Origin of the sequence: Arthrobacter sp. APC 3897, from assembly GCF_030407495.1 — a bacterium.
Taxonomy (GTDB): domain Bacteria; phylum Actinomycetota; class Actinomycetes; order Actinomycetales; family Micrococcaceae; genus Arthrobacter_B.
The window spans coordinates 26,872-50,024 of the sequence record NZ_JASDDG010000021.1; the positions used below are offsets into that span (position 1 = coordinate 26,872).

A 23,153-nucleotide genomic window follows, 5' to 3' on the forward strand; every position below is an offset into this window, starting at 1 on the left:
CCCTCAGGGCGTAGCGGGCCGGCGTGATGCTGATCGCGGAAGCGGCACCGGAGGCAGTGGCCCGAAGGCCCGCCGCCCGGTGCCGCGGAAGCGCGCTGGAGCTTACTCGTAGACGTGCGGAGCCAGGGTGCCGATGAAGTCGAGGTTGCGGTACTTTTCGGCGAAGTCCAGGCCGTAACCCACCACAAACTCATTGGGGATGTCATAACCGACATATTTGACGTCGATTTCAACCTTCGCTGCGGTGGGCTTGCGCAGCAGGGTGCAGATCTCGACACTGGCCGGGCCGCGGGACTGCAGGTTGGTGCGCAGCCAGGAGAGGGTCAGGCCGGAGTCGATGATGTCTTCGACAATCAGCACATGCTTACCCAGGAGGTCCGTTTCAAGGTCCTTGAGGATGCGGACCACGCCGGAGGACTGCGTGCCGGACCCGTAGGAGGAGACGGCCATCCAGTCCATGGTGACGTGGCTGTGCAGGGCACGGGACAGGTCTGCCATCACCATGACGGCGCCCTTGAGCACGCCAACCAGCAGGACGTCGCGTCCGGCGTAGTCGCGGTCGATCTCTGCCGCGAGTTCGTTAACCCGTGTTTGGATCTGCTCTTTGGTGTAGAGAACGTGCTTGAGGTCTGTCTGGACGTCGTGTGAATCCACGAATGGCTCCCGGGTAAGAGATGTTGCAGCTGGATTTTAGGTGCTGCTCTTTTTCCTAAAGACAAGATTGCCATAGCCGGAGGTGCCTTGGGGAACCGGATTAGTGCGCACCTGCCGGTACACGCTGACTTTGCCGACCAGTTCAACGGGTCCGGCCGAGCCCGTGCGGCGCAGCAGCGCTTCCACCGACCGCAGCCGTTCCCAGCTCGGCTGGGCGCCTCCGAGTTCGACGGCGGCGAGGGCCAGAACGCGCTGCCGTACGGCGGGAGCCAGCTCACGCAGCGGTGCCTCGGGCAACAGGATGGTGTCCTCAGCGGGTGCCGCGGACGCCGCGGACGGGTCCTGCCGTCCGCGCAGCCGGGCATAGGTGTCAGCACTCACGGTGTCCAGGTAGTCGGCGTCACCGGCGAGGATACGTGAGGAACGGAACAAAGCCTCGGCGATGCCGGGGCCAAGTTTCTCTTCCAGGAAGGGCAGCACCTCGGCACGGACCCGCGACCGGGCAAACGCCGGATCCGCATTGCTGGGGTCCAGCCAGGGGTCCAGGCCCTCGCTGGCGCAGATTTCCTCGGTTTCGCTCCTCCGCAGCCCCAGCAGCGGACGCAGATACTTTCCGCGGATCGGGCGCATCCCGGCAAGGGACCGGGTGCCTGATCCGCGGGCCAGACCCAAAAGCACCTGCTCCGCCTGGTCATCGAGCGTGTGGCCCAGCAGGACGGCGTCAGCGCCCGTCTCTTCAACGGCGGCGTCCAGCGCCGCATAGCGGACAGTCCGTGCGGCTGCCTCAGGACCCATGCCGGAGACCGGGACCGAAACAGTGCGGACCTGGACGGGATCCAGCCCCATGGCGGTAAGTTTCGCCGCTGCTGCGGCGGCAACTTCCGCCGATCCGGCCTGCAGGGCGTGATCGACGACAACGGCGCCCACCCGGTAATCGCCGCGGCGGGCGAAGAAGGAGGCGGCTTCGGCCAGTGCCAGCGAGTCAGGTCCGCCACTGCAGGCGACCAGCAGCAGGGGCGGCTGCCCTTCCGCGCTGCCGCGGGGTTCAAGGCCCGCGTCCCGGAGGGCGTCACGAAGCATATTGCGGGCTTTGCCCAGGGTCGGGTTCAGCCGTTTGCGCGGCCTGCGCTCCGGCGTGTTGCCGGCTGCGGGGGCGGGGGAATTCGAATCAGGAAACATCTGCACGTTCTGTTAGAGCCCCATCCGGGTCATCCAGAGGGAGGGGTTGTGAATTTCGGCTTCGGTGGGTAAATTCCCGGGCCCTTCCCAGACCCGGTTGAACCCTTCCATTCCCGCCCGGTCAACAACCGAACGGACAAATTTCGATCCGTCCCTGTACTGGCGCATCTTGGCGTCCAGGCCCATGATCTGGCGGAAAAAGCGGTCCAGCCAGCCATGGCTCTTTCCGCGGGCGTTGAACCGCTGGCGGATGGTCTTCACGCTGGGCACGATCGAGGCGTCCACGGCGTCCATGACCACGTTGGCGTGCCCCTCCAGCAAGGACATCACTGCGGTCAGGTGGGACATCCGTTCCTTGTCCTCGGGATCCTGAAGGAGGGACATGAGGTCCACGGGGCGGTTGGGAACACCGTCGCCGCTGCCGCCGGTGAGGGCCGCGCGGCCGTCGGCGGACGCAAGCGTCCTGGCGGCCTGGTTCAGCCGCTCGGACAGGGTTTGGGCCTTGTCCATCAGGCCGTTGGTCAGCAGGCCGATCTGTTCCACCATGTGCCCGCGGAGCCAGGGTGCGGCCGCGAACTGCACCCGGTGGGTCTGCTCATGCAGGCACACCCAGAGCCGAAAGTCCGCCGGGTCCACGTTCAATTCGCGTTCCAGCGAGATGATGTTGGGCGCCACGAGCAGCAGCCTTCCTCCGGCGGGGCCTCCGGGGGTCTGCGCTGCGAAGGGATCATACTGTCCCAGGACCTTGGAGGCGAGGAAGGCCAGGACGGCGCCCATTTGGGCACCGGTCAGGGTTCCGCTGAGCGCGGTGTTGGCTCCCTTGAGCTGCTCCGGATGCGTCCGGGCCAGATTCTCCAGCGCAGGATTCAGGAGCGCGGCAAAACTGCGGGAGTTTGCTTTGGCCCAGGAAGCGCGGTCAACCACAAGGACTTCGGAATCGCGCAGGTCGCGCGCGGCTTCCAGGCCGGTGATGCGGTGTACGTGGGTGACCGCAGCATCTGCCCTCGACCGGAGGTCCGCTACCGCAGCGCGGATTTCTCCGGCGGTCATCTTTGGTCCGGCGGACACCAGGGTGGCAGCCGTTCCTGCGGCCAGGTCCCAGTTCACGAGGTCGGCGGCGGCAGGGACGGGGTGCTGCTGATAGCTCTCCATCCGTCCATCAGAACACACGGGTACTCCGTTGACAGGATGGTTCGCTGTCCGCCGAACCCTGTTCAGCGGCATCCGCAGCCGGCGAGGACGGCAGCAGCCGCGTCCACGGCCGCACGGGCCTGCGCAGTGTTGTTCTCCAGTCCGTTGGCAACAATTGCGAAGGACAGGAGCCGTCCGTCAGCGTCAGTCACGAATCCGGTCAGTGATGTCACCGCGAACAGGGTGCCGGTTTTGGCGCGGACGAGTCCGGCCGCCGGGGTGTCCCCGGCGAACCGGGAGGCCAGGGTTCCACTCAATCCGGCTACCGGAAGGGCGTAGGGCAGGTCCCGGACGCTGCTGTCCGGCGATGTCAGGGCGGCCCGGACGGCAGAGGCAAGCTGCAGGGCCGAGATCTCCGTTCCGCTGCCCAGCCCGGAGACATCAGCCAGCACCATGCCGGCGGTGTTGACCCCCAGCCCTGACACTGCGGCTTCCACGGCCGCTGCTGCTCCGTCGAAGGAGCCTTCACGGCCGGTTTTCAGCGCTGCCATGCGGCCCAGTGCTTCGGCCAGGTAGTTGTCCGACGCCAGCAGCATCTGCGTTACCTGTTCTGCCACCGGCGCCGACGCCACGGTTGCCAGCCGCTCAGCGCCGTCGCCGGCTGTTCCGCGTGTGACCCGGGCGTCCACCTCAAAACCGTAGCCGGCGGCAGCGGTCTTCAGTGCGGCAGTAAAAGCGTCAGCGGCAGCGAGCGCGGCGTCGTCGACGCGGGCGCCGTACTGCCGTCCCTCCACCGCCCACGCGGAATTGACGGCCAGCGGATAGAGCGCGGCGGCCTCCCCTGCCTGGATGTCTTCCCGGTTCCAGGCAGGCGAGAGCACGTCCCCGGTGAACAGTGAGTCATCCAGCTGGACGCTGACCGTTCCGGATACCCCGCGTCCGGACAGGGCGGCGGCTGTTTCCTCAGCCAGTGTCTGCAGTCCCGCATGCCCGACGACGGCGTTCTCATCCGATGCTCCCGTCCCCAGCAGCACATCGCCGCCGCCTGCGAGGACAACTGTTTCGGGTGTGCCGCCGGCATAAACGGAGGTTTCAAACCGGGTGTCGGATCCGAGAACCGAAAGGGCTGCGGCGGCGGTCAGGAGTTTGAGGCTGGAGGCGGGGGTTGCCGGGGCGGCGCCGTTGAGGTCATAGAGGATTTCACCCGACAGGACATCAACGACTGTGCCGTGGAACTGTCCGCTGCCGGGGACCGCCAGTTCAGCGTCGAGGAGACCGCCCAGAACCTTGGTGTCCGGCAGGGGCGCACCCGGGTCCGCCGGCGCCGGAGAATCGTCCCGGCCGGCAGATAAAACCGCAGGAGCCTGCTGGTACGCCGGTACCACCAGCTGCCGCCGGGGCTGCTCCCGGTCCAGCGCTGCCAGTACCGGCGGGCCGGCGTAGAAACACAGCGGAACCACCAGGAGGGCCAAAACCAGTGTCAGCAGGAGGCCGGAAGAAACCCTTCCCATCACCTCACCGCCGCTTTCCCTCGACAGGTCCCGCACTGCGCCGGGCAGTGATAACGGACCAAGACATATATCTTTAAGACTAGACCGGCGCCGCCGCCCGCTTTGACGCGGACAAACATGCGGCCGTTGGAGCATTTATCAGCCTAGGTTCACGGCAGTGCTTATTCTTGACCCGCCGCGGCCTGTTCCGTTTGTGGTGCCATGCCGGCGCCACGCCAGAGGAGTATCCATGAAGCTCGACGTCACCATCGAGATCCCCAAGGGATCCCGGGTCAAGTACGAAATTGACCATGAAACCCACCGCCTGCGCCTGGACCGCATCCTGTTCACGTCCATGGCCTACCCCACCCACTACGGCTACTTCGAGAACACCCTCGGCGAAGACGGCGATCCGCTGGACGCCCTGGTCATGCTCCAGGACTTCGACCTGATGCCCGGCGTGCTGGTGGAATCCCGTCCCATCGGCGTCTTCAACATGGTGGACGACGGCGGCGGAGACGCCAAGGTCCTGTGCGTTCCGGTTGATCCCCGTTTTGACCACATCAAGGACATCTCGGACGTTTCCGACTTCCTGCTCGATGAGATCAAGCACTTCTTCACCAAGTACAAGGATCTGGAGCCGGGCAAGTGGGTTGAAGCCGCTGACTGGGCCGGCCGTGAGGAAGCCGAGGCCGAGGTGGAAGCTTCCCTGGCCCGCTTCGCCGCTCTCGGCGAAGGCAGCGAAGAGGACGAGCCCCAGGGCCGCGACGTCGACGCCGACCCTCAGAACGACTAGCGCGTCCCGGACCCGTTCCGGGTTCGGATCCGCGCCCGACGGCGGCTGTTCCCTCACGGGGACGGCCGCCGTCGTCGTTGTTGTGGTTTCCCTCTGCCGGGTGCGCTGATGATGGCCCCCGGAAGCTCAGCCTTCCGGCGTTAGGCCAACACCCGCAGGGCGCGCCGCAACCGATACCGGTTGTCTTTGCGGTCCTCTGGCATGCTGAACCCATGCATTATGTGCTGACGATCAACCAGCGGGACTCCCGCGAATCGGGGGACCTGGTTCCTGAGCTCATCCGTTCACTGCGCCATTTACCGGCCGTCGTTCCCTTCCAGCGCTCGGTGGGTGATGAGGCGCAGGGCGTACTCGCGGATGCCGCCGCGGCCGTCGATGCCGCGCTGGCCGCCATCCGGCAGCGCCGCTGGAACGTGGGCATCGGCGTCGGCGAAGTCCATCCGCCGCTTCGGCAGAACATCCTGGACAATGACGGGTTTGGGCTGGTCTACGCACGCCGCGCCGTGGTCAGGGCGCAGAAAACCGGCGAACGGATTCCGCTCGCCGTGGACGGACCGGACGCTGATCTTGCCGCGGAAGCCCAGGCGGTGCTGCGGCTGCTGGGCCAGATTGCGGCCAGCCGCACCGACGCCGAGTGGAAGGTGCTGGACCTGATGACTCCCGGCGCCCGCGGGCAGCAAAAATATGTGGCGGAAATCCTTGGCATCACCACGCAGGCCGTCAGCAAAGCCGTGGTGCGCTCCCACTGGCAGGAGGAGTGGGCCACCCGGCCCGCCGCTGCACGGCTCCTGACGCTGTGCGCCGGACCTGCGGCCCTTCCGTCCTCCGCCGCAGCCCTGGAACCGGCGGGCCGGGCCCGCTGAGCAGGCAACCCGCCTGCCCCTGCCGGTTAGCTGTTTGCCAGCCCGCGCAGGATGGTGGCAGCGCCGTCTTCATACACGGTGCCGGTGACCTCGGTTGCCGCCTGGAGCACTTCGGCCGGAGCCTGGCCCATGGCCACTCCGCGGGCCGCCCAGCCCAGCATTTCGATGTCATTGCGGCCGTCGCCCATGGCGAGCGTGTACTTCCGGTCAATGTCCAGCCTGCTGCGGACCTTTTCCAGTGCGCTGGCCTTGGTGACGCCTTCGGCGGCGATGTCCAGCCAGGCGGTCCAGCCCACTGAGTACGTCACGCCGTGCAGGCCGATGGCCCGCACTGCCTCGCCGAATTCCTCGGCCGTGGAATCGACGCTGAAGACCACCACGCGGACTGCTTCGGCACTGCGCAGGCGCTCAAAGTCCACCGCCTGGGCCTCCACGCCAAAGCTGGCATCCTGGAACCGCTCGGTGGAAAGAAAGTTGCCGTGTGAATCTTCGAGGGCAAACTTGGCGGTGGGCAGCTTGCTGCGCAGGGCGTCCAGGGCGGTCCGGGGATCGAATACAACCCGGTCCATTACTTCGTAGCCGTCCGGAAGAGCGGTATCGACCCGCAGGGTCACGCCGCCGTTGGAGGCTACGCAGTAGCCCTTGGTGATGCCAAGACGCTCCAGGATGGGCAGGGCTGCCCCGTAGGACCGTCCGGTGGCGATGACCAGTTGATGGCCGGCGGCAATTGCAGCCGCCGCAGCTTCGCGGACTCCCGCGGACATGTGCCCGTCGTGGTCCACCAGGGTGCCGTCCACGTCCAGTGCCACCAGATGGGTGTTGTGATCAGGGTTCTGCCGGTCTTCGATGCCGGTACTTGTCATAGTTGTCATCGCCTCATTTAAACAGATAGCCGCAGATCCCGAAAGGACGCGGCTCACATATGTGCGCAGGTGGGGTGCGGAAAACAGTTCCTGTCCCGGGTATCCGGAACAGGAACTGCCGCAGGGTTGAACCCGGTAACTGCGGGTCGTATTACAGGACCGGCAGGACCTCGAGTCCGCCCAGGTACGGGCGCAGGGCAGCCGGAACCGTGACGGACCCGTCCGGGTTCTGGTGGTGCTCCAGGATGGCTACAATCCACCGGGTGGTGGCCAGGGTGCCGTTCAGCGTGGCCACCGCACGGGTGCCCTTGCCGTCGCCGTCCTGGCGTTCGCGGATGTTCAGGCGCCGGGCCTGGAACGTGGTGCAGTTGGAAGTTGAGGTCAGCTCGCGGTAGGCGTTCTGGGTGGGAACCCAGGCTTCACAGTCGAACTTGCGGGCAGCTGACATGCCCAGATCGCCGGCGGCGGTATCGATCACCCGGTAGGGCAGCTCCACCTTGGCAAGCATTTCTTCTTCCCAGGCCAGCAGCCGCTGATGTTCCGCCGCAGCGTCTTCCGGCTTGGTGTAGATGAACATTTCCACTTTGTTGAACTGGTGGACGCGGATGATTCCGCGGGTGTCCTTGCCGTGCGAGCCTGCCTCGCGGCGGTAGCAGGAGGACCAGCCGGCGTATCGGACCGGTCCGCCGTTGAGGTCCAGGATTTCGTCGGCGTGGTAGCCGGCCAGCGGCACCTCGGACGTGCCTACCAGGTACAGGTCATCCTCGGCGAGGCGGTAGATCTCGGCGTCGTGCGCCACGTCAAAGCCGGTGCCCTGCATGGTTTCCGGGCGCACCAGCGTGGGCGTGATCATGGGGACAAAGCCGGCCTGGACGGCCTGGTCCATGGCCATGTTCAGCAGGGCCAGTTCCAGGCGGGCACCAACGCCGCGCAGGAAATAGAACCGGGAGCCGGACACCTTGGCGCCGCGCTCCATGTCAATGGCGCCCAGCAGTTCACCGATCTCCAGGTGGTCGCGGGGCGTGAAGCCTTCGGCTTCGAAGTCACGGGGGGTGCCGACCGTTTTGAGGACCTCGAAGTCATCCTCTCCGCCGGCGGGGACGCCGTCCTGCACCAGGTTCGGGATGCGGCGCAGCAGGGCATCGGATTCGGCCTGGGCGGCGTCCGCCTCGGCACCGGCCGCCTTAACGGCAGCGGCCAGCTCCTTGACCTCTGCCAGGAGGGCCTGCTTTTCCTCGCCCTTCGCCTTGGCAACGCGCTTGCCGAAGGCATTCTGCTCGGCCCGCAGGCTCTCAAAGCGGGTGCGCGAGTCACGGCGCGCGGCATCAGCAGCGATGATCGCGTCCACCAGGGACTCGTCCGCTTGGCGGGCGCGCTGGGAGGCTCGGAATTTTTCGGGGTTTTCGCGGAGCTCATTAACATCGATCACGTTTCAAGAGTACCGAAAACGCGGACGGGCACCGGCACGGGCTTCGGCCGGTCTCCGCCCGGGACCGGGTTAGGCTGGGAACCACTATGTCCGCACCGCTGATCGTCCTTCTTGTGCTGCTGGCCGCTGCCCTGGCGGCCCTGGCAGCATGGCAGGTGGCCAGACGGCGGCGGCGGGAGGCTGCGAAGCGGGCTGTCGTCCAGACCCTCGCCCCGGGTGACCAACGGATTGCCCTGGTGCTGAACCCCGTGAAGGCGCAGGCTCCGGCCGCACGGACCCTGTTGGCGGAGGCGTGCGAACTGGCCGGCTGGGATCCCCCTTTGATCCTCGAAACCACCCGGCAGTCCCCGGGATACGAGCAGGCGCGCCGGGCCGTGGAGCTGGGGGCCGACGTCGTCCTTGCAGGCGGCGGTGACGGAACAGTGCGGGAGGTGGCCCGCGCACTGGCCAACTCTCCAGCCGCACTGGGGCTGCTGCCGCTGGGGACAGGCAACCTGCTGGCACGGAACCTGGGGATTCCGGTGGCGGACCTGGCAGCTTCGGTCCGCACGGCGCTTCACGGGGACCAGAGGCGCATTGACATGGGCAATATTGACCTTCTCGATGCCGTCACCGGTGAGCGGCACAGCAGTACGTTTCTGGTCATGGGCGGAATTGGACTCGATGCCGAAGTCATTGCCGCCACCCGGGACGACCTGAAGAAACGGGTGGGCTGGCTGGCCTACAGCGAGGCCGGCGTGCGGCTGCTGCCCGGCCGCCGTACCAAGATGAGCATCTCGCTGGACGGCGAGCCGCACCAGGTCCGCAAGGTCCGCAGCATCCTCTTCGCCAATCTGGGCAGGCTTCCGGCCGGGATCGACTTCATCCCCGAGGCAAAAATGGATGACGGGCTGCTGGACGTGGTGATTATGAGTCCGCGCAGCCTGGCCGGCTGGCTGTGGGTGGCGGGCAAGGTGGTCACCAGGTATCCCCGGGACATTCCGGTTATTGACTACCGCCGTGCCCGGACCGTGGAGATCCGGGTGGCACATCCCACCGAAACCCAGCTGGACGGTGACCTGACCGGAGCGGCAACCAGCGTCCGGGTGGAGGTGGATCCCCAGGCGCTGCTGGTCCGGGCACCGTCACCGGACCAGCAGCATCCACGGCTGCCGGGCTCGTACCCTTTGGCGCGGTCCTCGGCGCGGGCGGGCCGCCGGAACTAGTCCTGCGTGCCCTCGGCGTCCGTGTAGCCGCCTTCATCCTTGGGGTTCCGGGCAGCGTCGGTTTCGTCGCGGTCCGTGTATTCACCCTCGCCGTCCTTGTCCAGCGACGCCGGTGACGCCTGTTCCCGGATCAAAGCTTCTTCCTCGGCAAACCGGATGTCATTGCCCTGGTCGCCGGCGTCTCCGCGATAGTTGTCGTCGCCGGTGGACTGGCCGCTGGGCTTGGGGTCGGTCAGCTGTTCTTCCTCATTGGGGTACTCAGACATTCGCTTACCTTCCTGGCTAGTGAGGCAGGACCAGTGGCAGGCCCCGCAGCTCAGGTGCGGAAAATACCGCACCTTCAACATCAGCATACTTACGAACAGCGGAACCGGGAAAGTGCAGCCGGACCGGCCGCCGCATCACAGACCGGCAAATCCTAGTCCGTGAGCATCAGCCGGACGGCTGTCTCCGAAGCGGAAAAGCCCGTCACCTCAATGACTTCGCCGTCAAAGAAACGGTCCACCACGCGGGGATCGATATAGGACTTGCGGGCGATGGAGGGCGTATTGCCCAAATGATCAGCCACTTTCCGGGCGGTGGCGGCAACGGCCTTGCGCTTGTCAGTCTTGGTGGCCGCCAGCGGAAAGGCGCGGGCCAGGTGCATCGCGGCCACCACGGTGGCCTGCCAGGTGCGGAAGTCCTTCGCGGTGAAGTCCCCGCCGGTGACTTCACGCAGGAAGCCGTTCAGGGCCGAGGCTGAAATGCTGTGCCAGTTACCGTCGACGCCCTCATAAGCCAGCGCCGTATCAGCGCCCGGGCGGGCAAGCATTGGCGTCAGGGCAGCCACCAGGTCCGCATCCTCGATCAGGGTGTGCCATTCCTGTCCGCTCTTGCCGGGGAAATCGAACCGCACCTCATCCCCCTGCACCGTGACATGTTCGACGCGCAGCGTGGTGGTGCCGTAGGAACCGTTGACCTCGGCGTAGCGTTCGCCTCCGATCCGCAGCGCACCGGCGTCGACAATCCGCAGCGCCGCTGCAAAGGCCCGCTGGGGGCTGTTTTCGCCGGAGGTGCTTGGTGATCAGCCGCCGGGCTGCGGGCAGGGACTGGGCAAACTCCAGGGACCGGTCAAACTTCTCCCGGTCCTTCAGTTCCCTCCAGTGGGGATGGTAGATGTACTGCCGCCGTCCGGCCGCATCCGTGCCGGTGGCCTGGATGTGGCCGTTGGCGTACGGGCTGATCCACACGTTGGTCCAGGCCGGCGGAATGGCCAGTGCCCGGATCCGGTCCCGGGTTTCCCGGTCCGTCAGCAGATCCCCTCGCGGCCCGCGGTAGCTGAAGCCCCTGCCCCGTTTCTGCCGGGTAAATCCCGGATGCTCACAGTTGCTTCGCCTCAGCCGCACGATGCCCTCCCTCCACGGTTTTGCAGTGCCGATGGACACAGTACCGCCCTGCGGTGCGGTTAGCCTCTGAGGAGCCCTTCCAGCCAAAAGTCCGCGCGCCGGAACGCTTCGTCACTGTTATGCCGGGGCACCTCGGGCTCCTTGTGGTCCGCCCGGGGATAGGAACCGAGGAACCGCAGGTTGGGACTGATCCGGTGCAGGCCCCGGAGCGCATCGGCCATCCTGGCGTCGCGGATATGGCCGTCTGCGTCGATGCTGAAAAAGTAGTCGCCCAGGAACAGTCCGGTGGGCCGGGACTCAATCCTGCTCAGGTTCACTCCGCGGGCCGAGAACTGGTCCAGGATCTCCATCAGGGCGCCGGGATGATCCTCCGGGAGGGGCACCACCAGTGTGGTCTTGTCCGCTCCGGTGGGGGCCGGCAGCGACGTGGGCAGGCTGAGCAGGACAAAGCGGGTCACGGCATCGGCAACATCTCCGATGCCGGAGACCAGCACGGTCAGTCCCAGCCGCTGCGCCACCAGCGGTGAGCAAATTGCCGCGTCAAAGCCCGACTCCGGATCCTGAAGCGCCACGGCGGCGGCGGCCGTGGAGGAAGCCGGCAAATATGCAGCCTGGGGAATATTGGCTTCAGCCCAGTCCCGGCACTGCGCCCAGGCGTGTGAATGGGTGGAAACAGTGCCAATGTCAGCCAGGCCCAGCCCCGGCCTGACGGCCAGGACAAAGGTGATGGGCACCAGGATTTCCCGCAGGATACGCAGCGGCTCACCGGAGGAGATCGCATCCAGGGTTGCACTCACACCGCCCTCGACGGAGTTTTCAATGGGCACGACGGCGGCATGGGCACGCCCGCTGCGTACCATTTCCAGGGCGGAATTGACGCTGGTTGCCGGAATACGTTCAGACGCTTCGGCACCCGGAACCTGCAGCAGAGCCGCTTCGGTGAAGGTGCCTTCCGGGCCCAGATAGGTGTAGATCACCGGGTCCGCCGCTGCGGAACCGGCGCCTGGGGAAAGGCTCATACGACGGTGGGATCCTGACCATTGTCGGAAACCATCGGCTTTCCGGCTTCCAGCCAGGCACCCATCCCGCCGGTGACATTCACTGCCGAGTAACCGTGGGACTCCAGCCAGGCCGTGGCCCGTGCGCTGCGTCCACCGCTGCGGCAGATGACGGCCAGGTCCGTGTCCGGATCAAGGTCATCGAGGCGGTCCGGCAGGGAGTCCAGCGGAATGTGGAGGGCGCCGTCAACATGGCCGGCTTCCCATTCATAGTCTTCGCGCACGTCCAGGATCTTGGCGTCCTTGCTGATGGAGTCAACCGATACGTTTTCCATTTTTCCGGTTCCTGTCCTTGCATTGTGGGGAGCTCGGGCCGTGTGCCGGCGGCGGCCCCGGGAGTCTGTTCGTTCCCAGCCTATAGTGGGAGCCCTGACCGGAAAATAATAATCCCGTCCCGGAGGTCACATGACAGTTCAGCCGCCGTCCGCTCCGTCCGCCGGCCTGCAGGAGGCCACAGCCCTGCAGCTGCGGAACAGCCTTGCCTCCGGTGAACTCAGCGCCCGCGAGGTGACGGAGCATTTCCTGGCCCGGATCGAAGTGCTGAACCCGGACCTGGGCGCGTTCCTTGTCACCACTCCCGAAACCGCTCTCGCCGAGGCAGCCGCCGCCGATGAACGGTTTGCCCGCGGCGAGCCGCTGGGGATGCTCCACGGGATGCCGCTGGCGCACAAGGACCTCACCGACGTCGCCGGGGTTCCCACCACGCAGGGAACGGCAGCACTGCCCGCCTATGTGCCGGAAGCAGACGGCCCGCTTCCCGCCGTGCTGCGCCGGGCCGGTGCCATCAGCCTCGGCAAGACGCAGGTTCCCGAATTTGGCCTGAGCAGTTACAGCGAAAACCGCATCGGCCCTCCGGCCCGCAACCCCCTGGACCCCGCACTCAGCCCCGGAGGCTCCAGCGGAGGCAGCGCCGCGGCAGTCGCTGCCGGCATGCTGCCCTTTGCGCCGGGGACCGACGGCGGTGGTTCGGTCCGCATTCCGGCTGCCGCCACCGGACTGGTGGGGCTCAAACCGAACCGGGGACGCGTCCCGTCCGGATCCGGACAATCGGATCTGGGCCAGTTTGTGGTGGCCGGACCACTGGCACGCACAGCAGCGGATGCCGCACTGCTGCTGGACGCCATGGTGGCTGAGCCGAACTTTCATGCAACTTCCGCAGCGCCGGCGACGGAAAGTTTTCTTGCCGCTGCCCAACGTGCGGAGGGCCGGTTCCGGATTGGGGTGAGCACCGTTTCACCCTTCTCCTCCCGCCTGGAGATCATCCTGGACCCGGAGGCGGTGCAGGCACTGGAAGCCGGCATCAGGGCCCTGACCGGCGCCGGACATGAGGTCTCGGAGGCCCGCCTGAGCTACGACGAGCGTTATCCGGACGCTTTCCAGACCGTGTGGACCGCAGGCCTGTCCACCCTCAACCTGCCGGCCGGCGGAGGGGAGCGGCTCCTGCCCCTGACCGCTGCCGTGCGCCGCCGCGCGCAGCAGCGGTCCGCGGCGGACCTTGTCTCAGCAATCGATGTCCTGCGCCGCTTCGAACAGGACACCATCCAGGCCTACAGCAGCTACGACATGATCCTGACCCCGGCACTGGGCCAGACGCCGCGCCCGGTGGGCTGGTACTGGGACAGTGCCCTTGATGGTGACGCGCAGGGACTTCGGGATTATGACCTGCAGTGCCAATACTCGCCCTTCACGTCAATGGTGAATGTGTGCGGACTGCCGGCCATCACCTTTCCCACCCACCGGACCGGGAGCGGACTGTCCATGGGAGTCCAGCTGATCGGGCGGCCGGGAGCCGAGGCAGACCTCCTCGCCGTTGCCGCACAGCTGGAAAAGTGACGGCGAATCCTATCGCAGCAGTTGCGGATGTTCCGCCCCCCGGCTTGTAACACTGCACCTCGGAGCCGAAATCCGGGTGAGACTTGTCACGTTTAGTAACCATGCTGACCCTTGGATACGGGAGAATTCACCCTTTACCCCTTCAAGGCACACATGCTCCGGTGCGAACATGCAAAGGTGAGTTCTAATCCCAGCACCTCAGCCGCTCCGCCGGCCCGCAAATCCTTCTTCGGCCATCCCCGCATGTTGGCGAACCTCTTCAGCGTTGAGCTGTGGGAACGGTTCTCCTTCTACGGCATGCAGGGCATCCTGCTGTACTACATGTACTACTCGGCCACGGAAGGCGGATTGGGCATTGACCTTGCCGTCGCCACCGGCCTTGTCGGCGCGTACGGCGGCGGCGTGTACCTTTCCACCATTCTTGGTGCCTGGATTGCAGACCGCCTGCTGGGATCCGAGCGGGTGCTGTTCTATTCCGCGGCGATTGTCATGCTCGGCCACATCTCGCTGGCCGTCCTGCCGGGCGCCGCGGGACTGACTGCCGGCCTGATCCTGATCGCCCTCGGTTCCGGCGGCGTCAAGGCCAACGCAACCTCCCTCGTTGGAACCCTGTACGCAGAGAAGGACGAGCGCCGCGACGCCGGCTTCTCCATCTTCTACATGGGCATCAACATCGGCGGCCTGCTTGGACCGCTCCTGACCGGCCTGGCCTGGAGCGAATACGGCTTCCACTACGGCTTCGGCCTGGCCGCCCTGGGTATGGCCATCGGCCTTATCCAGTACGGAATGACCCGGAAGTACCTGCCCGAATCCGCCCACGAAGTCAGCAACCCGCTGCCCCGTGCACAGTTCACCAAGGTCATTATCGGGACCCTTGCCGGCATTGCCGTGGTTGTCCTGGCCGTGGTCTTCGGCCTGCTGACCGCGCAGAACCTGGCAGTGGTCATGGCCGCGGTGGCCATCCTGGCCTCCATCGGGTACTTCGTGGTGATCCTGACGAGCAAGAAGGTCAACAAGCTCGAACGCCGCCGCGTCTACTCCTTCATGCCGATGTTCATTGCCAGCGCTGCCTTCTGGGCCCTGTTCCAGCAGCAGTTCACCGTTGTAGCCATTTACGCCGACACATCACTGAACCGCGACCTGTTCGGCTGGGAGATGCCGCCGAGCTTCGTGCAGTCCATCAACCCGATTTTCATCATCATCTTCGCCGCAGTCTTCGCCGGAGTGTGGACCAAGCTGGGCGACAAGCAGCCGTCCTCTCCGCTGAAGTTCGCCCTGGGCCTGGCCGTTATGGGCCTGGCATTCCTGGCCTTCATTCCGTTCTCCGGCGGCGCCCCCAACAGCACTCCGCTGCTGGCCCTGGCCGGCATCCTGCTGCTCTTCACCTTCGCAGAGCTGTTCCTGTCCCCGATCGGCCTGTCCGTGGCAACCAAGCTGGCACCGTCCATTTTCCGGACCCAGATGGTGGCACTGTTCTTCCTCTCCGTTTCTCTGGGCACCACTCTGGCCGGGTGGCTTGCACAGTTCTACAACCCGGAGACCGAAGTCAGCTACTTCCTGTTCAGCGGCATCACGGCCATCGTCCTGGGCGTTGCCCTGGCCGCGGCCACTCCGTCCATCAAGAAGCTGATGGGCGGGGTGCGCTAAGCACCTTCCCCGGCTGCGGCCTTTACGCCCGCGAACGACGACGGCGGCCTCCCGCCGTCGTCGTTCTGTGTTTAACGGCGTTTAACGGCGGCGTTTAACCTTCAGCGGCGGCCTTTCACGCCGCCGGGAGCGGGGATTTCTGCCGCAGGCGGCATTTGTTTGGCATGCTTAGGGGTATGTCTAATCGCGCCGGCACAGTTGCCCAATCCTCCGACCTCGTTGATCTGACGACCCTCCTGGACGCTTACCAGGACCGTTCTCCGGATATGGATGACCCCTCGCAGCGGGTGGTCTTCGGGACCTCGGGGCACCGCGGTTCGTCGCTGAACGGCGCCTTCAATGAGCCGCACATTGCCGCCATCACCCAGGCAATCGTTGAGTACCGCAGCGGCCAGGGCATCACCGGCCCGCTGTTCATGGGCAAGGACACCCACGCACTGTCCGAACCAGCCCAGAACACTGCGCTGGAAGTGCTCGCCGGGAACAACGTGAACGTACTCATTGATGCGCGCAACGGGTTCACCCCCACTCCGGCACTGAGCCACGCCATCCTGAAGTACAACGCCGGCCGCACCGAGCAGGCCGACGGCATCATCATCACTCCCTCGCACAACCCCCCGGCCGACGGCGGTTTCAAATACAACCCGCCCACCGGCGGCCCGGCCGGATCCGAGGCAACCAACTGGATTGCCAACCGCGCCAATGAACTGCTCGAGGACGGACTGCGCGGCGTGAAGCGCATTCCGCTGGGCCAGGCCCGCCTGGCGGACAGCGTTGGATCCTATGACTTCCTGCAGAACTACGTGGACGATCTGCCCTCGGTCCTGAACCTGGACGCCATCCGCGCATCGGGGCTGCACATCGGCGCTGATCCGCTGGGCGGGGCATCCGTGGACTACTGGGGCGCCATTGCGGAACGGCACAACCTCAACCTGACCGTCGTGAACCCGAACGTGGATCCGCAGTGGGCGTTCATGACCCTGGACTGGGACGAGAAGATCCGCATGGACTGCTCCTCCCCCTATGCCATGGCCTCGCTGATTGCCCGGGCCGGAGAGTACGACATCGCCACGGGCAACGACGCCGACGCCGACCGCCACGGCATTGTCACGCCCGACGCCGGGCTGATGAACCCGAACCATTACCTCGCCGTGGCCATCGACTACCTGTACCGGAACCGCTCGGGCTGGCCGAAGGATGCCATGGTGGGCAAGACCCTGGTCTCCTCCTCCATGATCGACAGGGTGACCGCCGATCTGGGCCGCACCCTGATGGAGGTCCCCGTAGGCTTCAAGTGGTTCGTGCCCGGACTGCTCTCCGGCGAGGCGGCCTTCGGCGGCGAGGAATCCGCCGGCGCGTCCTTCCTGCGCCTGGACGGCAAGGCCTGGACCACTGACAAGGACGGGATCCTGCTGGCACTGCTGGCCTCGGAAATCACCGCCGTGACGGGAAAGACCCCGTCCCAGCGGTACCGGGAGCTCACAGCGCAGTTCGGTGATCCGGAATACGCCCGCGTGGATGCGCCCGCCAGCCGGGAACAGAAGGCAGCGCTGGCCAAGCTCTCGCCGTCGGACGTCACCGCCACCACCCTGGCCGGCGAGGAGATCACAGCCCGGCTCACCGAGGCGCCCGGCAACGGCGCGCCCATCGGCGGCCTGAAGGTCACCACGGAGAACGCCTGGTTTGCGGCACGGCCCTCCGGTACGGAGGACGTGTACAAGATTTACGCCGAATCCTTCAAGGGCGAGGAACACCTGCACCAGGTGCAGGCCGAGGCCAAGGCCATTGTGGACGGGGTTATTTCCTAGCTTCCGCAGGACCCGGAGGGATGGCTCCGGCCGGTCAGAGCAGGCGGCGCAGCAGCCGCCGCTTGAGCCCGTTATACGGCGGATAGGCCACCTTCAGCGTGTCCAGCGCCGTGCCCTTGGTGAACACCGGGCGCAGCTGGCTGAACGTGTCGAACGTGTACTTGCCGTGGTAGGCGCCGGTGCCGCTGGCCCCGGCGCCGCCAAAGGGCAGCCCGGGAACGGCCAGCTGCACGGTGCTCACGTTGTGGTTCACGCTTCCGGCCCGGACCCGGGCCTCGAAGGTTTTCCGGGCGGCCGCGGACTGCGAATAAAGATAGGACGCCAGCGGCACGGGACGGTCATTGATGAAGGAGATGGCCTCATCCAGGTCCTTCACTGTCAGCACCGGCAGGATGGGTCCGAAGATTTCCTCCTGCATCACAGGCGAGTCCGGTGACACATCGGTGAGGATGGTCGGTTCCAGGTACAGCGAATTGCGGTCCCCGCGCCCGCCTGTGAGCACGGTGCCGCTGTCCAGCAGGCCGTGCAGCCGGTCCCAGTGCCGCCCGTTGATAATCCGCCCCAGGTCCGCACTCTGTGCCGGATCCTTCCCGAACAGCTCAGCCACGGCCCGCACCAGATGCCTGCGCAGTTTGGGTGCCGCTTCCTCGGTGACGAGCACATAATCCGGTGCCACGCAGGTTTGGCCGGCGTTGAGCATTTTGCCGTACACCAGACGGCGGGCAACGACGGCGAAGTTGCCGTCCAGGACCACCGCCGGTGATTTACCGCCCAGTTCCAGCGTGACCGGCGTCAGGTACTGTGCGGCGGCCTGCAGGACCACCCGGCCCACCCGTTCTCCGCCGGTAAAGAAGATGGAATCGAACCGTTCTGCCAGCAGCGCCGTACTGGCTTCCTGCCCGCCCTCCACTACGGCGACGGCGGCCGGGTCCAGGTACAGGGGCAGCAGGCCGGCAATGGCCCGGGACGTGGCGGGCGCCAGTTCGGAGGGTTTCAGCACCGCGGCGTTGCCTGCGGCGAGCGCTCCAATGAGCGGAGCCAGCAGCAGCTGCACCGGGTAGTTCCACGGCGCAATAATCAGGACCACGCCCAGCGGCTGGGGTTCGGTCTTGGCGGAGCCGGGCTGCAGGCCCAGCGGCACAGGGACCTTGGTGCTGCGGGTCCACTGCGCCAGGTGCTTGAGGGCGTATTCGGTCTCCGAAATGGTGATGGAGATTTCGGTCAGATAGCCTTCCAGCGGGTTTTTGCCCAGATCCTGTGCCAGCGCGGCACTGAACTCGGCTTCCCTTTCCCTCAGCATCCTCATCAGGCCCTGCAGCTGTGTCCGGCGCCATTCCAAGGGGCGGGTAACACCGGAATCGTAGGTGCGGCGCACTCCCGCCACCACGGAGCTGACGGAGGCGCCGAAGGTGCCTCCCGTGACGTCGGACAAGGTTTCGGTGCTCATCGGTTTTCCTCCCCTGCCGCAGCGGCGGGACGTCCGGTGAAGTGGTCCATGGATTGGTACACCTTGAAGACCCGGCCGGCCACCACGTCCCAGAGCGGCTGCGGCAGCAGCCCTCTCAGTGCGCTGCCCAGCGGCACCGTCCAGGGCAGCTGGAGCCGGGCCCTGCCCTCCAGCAGGGCTGCCCAGGCCCGGTCCACCACGTACTGCGGTTCCATCAGCGGTGTCATCAGCGGACCCCGCGCTCCGGCAAACATTCCGGTCTTGATGTAGCTCGGGATCAGCGTAGTGACCTGGATGTGCCCGTTGCCTGATTCATTCAGTTCCAGCCGCAGCGAGTCGCTCCAGCCAATAACGGCCCATTTTGAGGCGGTGTAGACGCTCATCTTCGGCACGGAGAGAGTGCCCGACGCCGAGGCGACGTTCAGGATCCGGGCCGGGGTGCGGCGGGCAATCATCTGCGGCAGGAACGCACGGGTGACGTGCATGGGGGCAAGCGTGTTCACCTGCATGACAGCGTCAATGTCTGCAGGGGAGTGCTCCCAGAAGTACTTTCCGCGCACAATGCCGGCATTGTTGATCAGGATGTCCGGAACCCCGGCCTCAGCCTGGACCCGCCCGGCCGCGGCGGTGACGTCAGCCAGCGAACTCACATCCAGGGCACAGGGATGGACGGTGCTGCCGCCCAGGGCGCGCAGGTCCGCAGCGGCGGCCTCCAGCGCCTCGGCGTCGCGGTCCCAAAGCACCACCCGTGCGGCGCCGTCGCGCACTGCCCGCTCCGCATAGAGTTTGCCCATGCCCATTGCCGCGCCGGTTACAAGGACCGTGCGGCCCGCTGCTGATATGCCCATGCTGTTCCGTCCGTTGGCGGGCGGGACCGCTATCTCCGCCCGGTTGCTCTCCGGTAAAATAATCCGGGTGCAACAAAGCACCCCCGGCTGTCAAAGCCCGGTACTATTCTGCACGAACCAACCGCGGGTCTTTGGAAGGCACACCTATGAGTAAATTCGGTACGGCCTGGACAATTCACGGCGACGGCAAGACCATCAAGCCCGGAGAATACGTTGCTCCCGATGAACGGTTGAGCTGGCCGCGGACCATCGGAATCGGATCCCAGCATGTGGTGGCCATGTTCGGAGCAACCTTCCTGGTGCCCCTGCTTACCGGCTTTCCGCCGGCCACCACCCTGCTGTTCTCGGGAATCGGCACCATTCTCTTCCTGATCATTACCGCCGGGCGGGTGCCCAGCTATCTGGGATCCAGCTTCGCCTTCATAGCCCCGATCACGGCCGCCACCAGCCAGCACGGCCCCGGCGGCGCCCTGGGCGGAATCATCATGGCCGGCGCCGTCCTGTTCCTGGTGGGCCTGGCTGTCCAGCGGGCCGGCACCAAATGGATCCAGATCCTGATGCCGCCCGTGGTCACCGGCACCATCGTGGCGCTTATTGGCCTGAACCTCGCCGGTTCCGCGCGGGACAACTTCGAGAAGGGCCCGCTGACGGCCACCGTCACCGTGGTGGCCATTTTGCTGGCGACCGTCCTGTTCAAGGGTTTCCTGGGCCGCCTCTCAATCCTGATCGGGGTTGTTGCCGGTTACATTGCCGCCATCATCCAGGGCGAAGTGGATTTCCAGGCCATCAATGATGCCGCCTGGTTCGGGCTGCCCGAGTTCCAGTCCCCCACCTTCCATTTCTCGCTCATCGGACTGTTTGTGCCCGTGGTCCTGGTACTGGTGGCGGAGAACATCGGCCATGTGAAGTCGGTTGCCGCCATGACCGGACGGGACCTGGACCCCTACGCCGGACGGGCGCTGATGGCCGACGGCCTCGCGACGGTCCTGGCCGGCGCCGGCGGCGGCTCGGCAACCACCACCTACGCGGAGAACATCGGCGTCATGGCGGCGTCCCGCGTGTACTCCACGGCTGCCTACTGGGTGGCCGGCATTGTCGCCATCCTGCTGAGCCTGTTTCCGAAGTTCGGCGCCATGATCGCCACCGTCCCCGGCGGCGTCCTGGGCGGCGCCGGCGTCATCCTCTACGGCATGATCGGCATCCTGGGCGTGCGGATCTGGGTGGACAACCGGGTGAACTTCTCCAACCCGATCAATCTGTCCACCGCCGGTTTGGGGCTGATCATCGCCATTGCCAACTTCACCTGGGTTGTTGCCGGGGTGGAGTTCGGCGGCATTGCCCTGGGCACCGGCGCCACCCTGGTTGCCTTCCACGGCATGCAGTCGATTGCCCGGTGGCGCGGCACCGATCCCGATGAGCCCGGCGAGGATCTCGGCGCCAAGCCGAGCCGCCTGGGCTAGGCGGGCTACGCCCCTTCCAGCGCCTGAACGGTGGCCCGGGTCAGCCACCGCTGCGCGTGGACCATTGCATCGGCCGGATCCTGCACGAGGTCCAGCAGGCTGACGGCCGCCACCACACCGTATTCCGCCAGGACGTGCTGCGGCAGGGTGATGCGGCCGGCGACGGCCACCACGGGAATTCCCGCATCCCGTGCACGCTCGGCCACAGCCAGCGGGGCCTTGCCGTAACGGGACTGCTCGTCCAGTGACCCCTCACCCGTCAGCACCAGATCAGCCTTTTCCAGTGCTGTGTCCAGTCCGGTGAGCAGGGAAATCACGTGGAAGCCGCTTTCCAGCGTGGCGTTGGTGACCGCCAGGAACCCCGACGGGAAGCCTCCGGCCGCACCCGCACCGGCAATATCAACGTCGACGCCGGTGGTTTCCAGCAGCAGGGCCGCCCATTTGGCCAGCGCCTCATCCAGCAGCAGCCGCGCGGTGGCGTCCGCTCCCTTTTGGCCGGCAAAAACATGCGCCGCCCCCTCGCTGCCGGTCAGCGGATTGGTGACGTCGGCTGCAATGCGGATCCGTACGCCGGCCAGCCGGGGATCCAGTCCGGAGGTGTCGACGGCGGCGGCGAGGGACAGGCCTGCCCCGCCGGGCGGCACCGGATTGCCGGAAACATCGAGGATCCGCAGCCCGAGGGCGGTCAGGGCACCGGAACCGCCGTCGGTCATGGCGGATCCGCCGATGCCCAGGACAATTTCCGACGCTCCTGCATCCAGTGCTTCACGGATCAGTTCTCCGCTGCCGTAACTCGACGCGGCCAGGGAGGACTGCACGGAAGGTTCCACCAGCATCAGGCCCGAGGCCCGGGCGGTTTCAATCACGGCCGCACTGCCGGTCAGAGCCCACAGGGCGGTGACGTTTCCGCCCAGCGGTCCGCGGACGGTGGCAGTGCGTTCCTGCGCTCCCGCCGCCAGCGCCGCTTCGAGGGTACCCTCGCCGCCGTCGGCCACCGGAACAAGCATCACATCCGCTTCCGGGTACACAGCGAGTACCCCTTCCGCCATGGCGGCGGCCGCCTCCACAGCGGAAAGGGAACCTTTGAACTTGTCCGGGGCTATGAGAACGCGCATGCCCCTATCCTGCCATCCCCTTCGGATCCCGCTGCGGCCAGACAGCACGCTCCGCCAGGATTTCGGCCAGCAGATCGGCGCGGTCCGACACCAGTCCGTCCACACCCTCGTCCAGCAGCCGCTCCATCTCGGCCGGCTCGTTGACCGTCCAGACATGCACCTGCAGCCCCGCCCGGTGGCAGCGGCGCAGGAACGACGGCGTCACCACCTTCACGGGGCCGTAGCGCGGAGGCACCTGCAGGCACTGGTACCGGCCGGCGCGTGCCAGCAGTCCGGTCAGCCCGAAAGGACCGAGCAGCACCGTGAGCGCGGTAAAAACGGCTCCCGCGGAACTCGCGGACCGGCGGCCGGCACGCCGCAGAATCCGCAGTGCCGCCAACCGCCGCCGGTCGGAGAAGGAGGTGACGAGCACGCGCTCATGCGCATCATGCTTTTCCAGCAACCGGGCCAGTTCAGCCGATCCCGCGGCGTCCTTGATGTCCACATTCAGGCGCAGGCCCGGCAGTTCGGTCAGCAGCTGTTCAAAGGTGGGAATCGCGGCGCGTCCGCCGATTCTGGCTGACTGGATCTGCCGGTAGCTGAGCTTTCCCACCGGGCCTCCGGCACCGGCAACCCGGTCCAGCGTGGCGTCGTGAAAGGCGAGAAGTACTCCGTCACTCGTGGTGCGGACATCCGTTTCCAGATAACCGAACCCCAGGGCGGCGGCGGCACGGAACGCCGGCAGGGAGTTTTCCAGACCTTCCCGGGAGAAACCGCGGTGGGCGAAGCCCAGCGGGCCGGGGGTGTTCAAGTAGGGGTAGCTCACCCGCGTACTTTATCCGGCTTACGGCACTGCAGGGCCGTAAGCCATCCCTAAACGGGTTCCCGGAGTCCTAGACTTGCACCACCCCGACTCCCTGCACCATTTTCCGGTTCCGGGCGTTCGTGCACTGCGGAGGTATG

At 66.2% G+C, this 23,153-nt stretch carries 22 protein-coding genes; 7 read left to right on the forward strand and 15 right to left on the reverse strand.

The annotated features are described in order from the left end of the window. Positions 1-102 precede the first annotated feature (102 nt). From hpt to dacB, 4 genes are all read right to left on the reverse strand, one after another. Positions 103-654 carry a hypoxanthine phosphoribosyltransferase gene (hpt, locus tag QMA10_RS11295; RefSeq protein WP_290168432.1) on the reverse strand — a complete coding sequence of 184 codons (552 nt, stop codon included), beginning with the start codon at positions 652-654 and terminating at the stop codon, positions 103-105. Between the two features lie 36 nt (positions 655-690). Beyond that, complete coding sequence (gene tilS / locus QMA10_RS11300; RefSeq protein WP_290168434.1) at positions 691-1,833, reverse strand: tRNA lysidine(34) synthetase TilS; 1,143 nt, start codon at positions 1,831-1,833, stop codon at positions 691-693. A gap of 12 nt (positions 1,834-1,845) precedes the next feature. Next, a complete protein-coding gene (locus QMA10_RS11305; RefSeq protein ID WP_290168514.1) occupies positions 1,846-2,985 on the reverse strand; it encodes a zinc-dependent metalloprotease in 1,140 nt (379 codons plus the stop codon). A gap of 62 nt (positions 2,986-3,047) precedes the next feature. Continuing rightward, positions 3,048-4,475, reverse strand: a complete 1,428-nt coding sequence (gene dacB / locus QMA10_RS11310; RefSeq protein WP_290168435.1) for a D-alanyl-D-alanine carboxypeptidase/D-alanyl-D-alanine-endopeptidase — start codon at positions 4,473-4,475, stop codon at positions 3,048-3,050. Between the two features lie 229 nt (positions 4,476-4,704). On the opposite strand from dacB, the gene QMA10_RS11315 reads away from it, so the two are divergent. Continuing rightward, on the forward strand, positions 4,705-5,250 hold the full coding sequence (locus QMA10_RS11315) for an inorganic diphosphatase (RefSeq protein WP_290168437.1): 546 nt from the start codon (positions 4,705-4,707) through the stop codon (positions 5,248-5,250). Positions 5,251-5,462: 212 nt separating this feature from the next. After that, the gene (locus tag QMA10_RS11320) at positions 5,463-6,113 is read left to right on the forward strand and encodes a hypothetical protein (RefSeq protein ID WP_290168438.1); all 651 of its coding nucleotides are present in this window, start codon (positions 5,463-5,465) and stop codon (positions 6,111-6,113) included. Between the two features lie 26 nt (positions 6,114-6,139). Here QMA10_RS11320 and QMA10_RS11325 read toward each other — a convergent pair whose 3' ends face one another. After that, complete coding sequence (locus QMA10_RS11325; RefSeq protein WP_290168439.1) at positions 6,140-6,985, reverse strand: HAD family hydrolase; 846 nt, start codon at positions 6,983-6,985, stop codon at positions 6,140-6,142. A gap of 142 nt (positions 6,986-7,127) precedes the next feature. After that, positions 7,128-8,405: a serine--tRNA ligase gene (gene serS / locus QMA10_RS11330; RefSeq protein ID WP_290168441.1), complete on the reverse strand. Its 1,278-nt coding sequence runs from the start codon at positions 8,403-8,405 to the stop codon at positions 7,128-7,130. A gap of 86 nt (positions 8,406-8,491) precedes the next feature. On the opposite strand from serS, the gene QMA10_RS11335 reads away from it, so the two are divergent. Continuing rightward, positions 8,492-9,610 carry a YegS/Rv2252/BmrU family lipid kinase gene (locus QMA10_RS11335; RefSeq protein WP_290168443.1) on the forward strand — a complete coding sequence of 373 codons (1,119 nt, stop codon included), beginning with the start codon at positions 8,492-8,494 and terminating at the stop codon, positions 9,608-9,610. Here QMA10_RS11335 and QMA10_RS11340 read toward each other — a convergent pair. The 5 genes from QMA10_RS11340 to QMA10_RS11355 form a co-directional block, all read right to left on the reverse strand. Continuing rightward, the gene (locus QMA10_RS11340) at positions 9,607-9,876 is read right to left on the reverse strand and encodes a hypothetical protein (protein ID WP_290168444.1); all 270 of its coding nucleotides are present in this window, start codon (positions 9,874-9,876) and stop codon (positions 9,607-9,609) included. The genes QMA10_RS11335 and QMA10_RS11340 overlap by 4 nt on opposite strands. Before the next feature lie 152 nt (positions 9,877-10,028). Beyond that, on the reverse strand, positions 10,029-10,622 hold the full coding sequence (locus QMA10_RS17690) for a hypothetical protein (protein WP_356834760.1): 594 nt from the start codon (positions 10,620-10,622) through the stop codon (positions 10,029-10,031). Then, complete coding sequence (locus QMA10_RS17695; protein ID WP_356834723.1) at positions 10,507-11,034, reverse strand: hypothetical protein; 528 nt, start codon at positions 11,032-11,034, stop codon at positions 10,507-10,509. The genes QMA10_RS17690 and QMA10_RS17695 overlap by 116 nt, the downstream gene beginning before the upstream one ends. A gap of 20 nt (positions 11,035-11,054) precedes the next feature. Then, on the reverse strand, positions 11,055-12,014 hold the full coding sequence (gene pheA, locus QMA10_RS11350) for a prephenate dehydratase (RefSeq protein ID WP_290168446.1): 960 nt from the start codon (positions 12,012-12,014) through the stop codon (positions 11,055-11,057). Beyond that, the gene (locus tag QMA10_RS11355) at positions 12,011-12,328 is read right to left on the reverse strand and encodes a rhodanese-like domain-containing protein (RefSeq protein ID WP_290168448.1); all 318 of its coding nucleotides are present in this window, start codon (positions 12,326-12,328) and stop codon (positions 12,011-12,013) included. Before QMA10_RS11355 ends, pheA begins: the two co-directional genes overlap by 4 nt. A 130-nt stretch (positions 12,329-12,458) precedes the next feature. On the opposite strand from QMA10_RS11355, the gene QMA10_RS11360 reads away from it, so the two are divergent. The 3 genes from QMA10_RS11360 (at position 12,459) to pgm (ending at position 17,341) form a co-directional block, all read left to right on the forward strand. Continuing rightward, on the forward strand, positions 12,459-13,886 hold the full coding sequence (locus tag QMA10_RS11360) for an amidase (RefSeq protein ID WP_290168450.1): 1,428 nt from the start codon (positions 12,459-12,461) through the stop codon (positions 13,884-13,886). 177 nt (positions 13,887-14,063) lie between these two features. Continuing rightward, a complete protein-coding gene (locus tag QMA10_RS11365) occupies positions 14,064-15,533 on the forward strand; it encodes a peptide MFS transporter (protein WP_290168452.1) in 1,470 nt (489 codons plus the stop codon). Positions 15,534-15,709: 176 nt separating this feature from the next. Then, positions 15,710-17,341: a phosphoglucomutase (alpha-D-glucose-1,6-bisphosphate-dependent) gene (pgm, locus tag QMA10_RS11370; RefSeq protein ID WP_290168454.1), complete on the forward strand. Its 1,632-nt coding sequence runs from the start codon at positions 15,710-15,712 to the stop codon at positions 17,339-17,341. A gap of 34 nt (positions 17,342-17,375) precedes the next feature. Here the strand turns inward: pgm and QMA10_RS11375 are convergent, their stop codons facing one another. Continuing rightward, on the reverse strand, positions 17,376-18,788 hold the full coding sequence (locus QMA10_RS11375) for an aldehyde dehydrogenase family protein (RefSeq protein ID WP_290168456.1): 1,413 nt from the start codon (positions 18,786-18,788) through the stop codon (positions 17,376-17,378). Next, positions 18,785-19,636: an SDR family NAD(P)-dependent oxidoreductase gene (locus QMA10_RS11380; RefSeq protein ID WP_290168457.1), complete on the reverse strand. Its 852-nt coding sequence runs from the start codon at positions 19,634-19,636 to the stop codon at positions 18,785-18,787. Before QMA10_RS11380 ends, QMA10_RS11375 begins: the two co-directional genes overlap by 4 nt. 146 nt (positions 19,637-19,782) lie before the next feature. Between QMA10_RS11380 and QMA10_RS11385 the strand changes: the two genes are divergently transcribed. Continuing rightward, positions 19,783-21,096 (forward strand): solute carrier family 23 protein, encoded by a 1,314-nt coding sequence (locus QMA10_RS11385; protein ID WP_290168459.1) that lies wholly within the window; start codon positions 19,783-19,785, stop codon positions 21,094-21,096. 5 nt (positions 21,097-21,101) lie between these two features. On the opposite strand, the gene QMA10_RS11390 is transcribed toward QMA10_RS11385, so the two are convergent. Together QMA10_RS11390 and QMA10_RS11395 are read right to left on the reverse strand one after the other, a co-directional pair. Then, the gene (locus QMA10_RS11390; protein WP_290168460.1) at positions 21,102-22,211 is read right to left on the reverse strand and encodes a glycerate kinase; all 1,110 of its coding nucleotides are present in this window, start codon (positions 22,209-22,211) and stop codon (positions 21,102-21,104) included. A gap of 4 nt (positions 22,212-22,215) precedes the next feature. After that, positions 22,216-23,016 (reverse strand): glycerophosphodiester phosphodiesterase, encoded by an 801-nt coding sequence (locus QMA10_RS11395; protein WP_290168462.1) that lies wholly within the window; start codon positions 23,014-23,016, stop codon positions 22,216-22,218. Between the last annotated feature and the right edge of the window lie 137 nt (positions 23,017-23,153).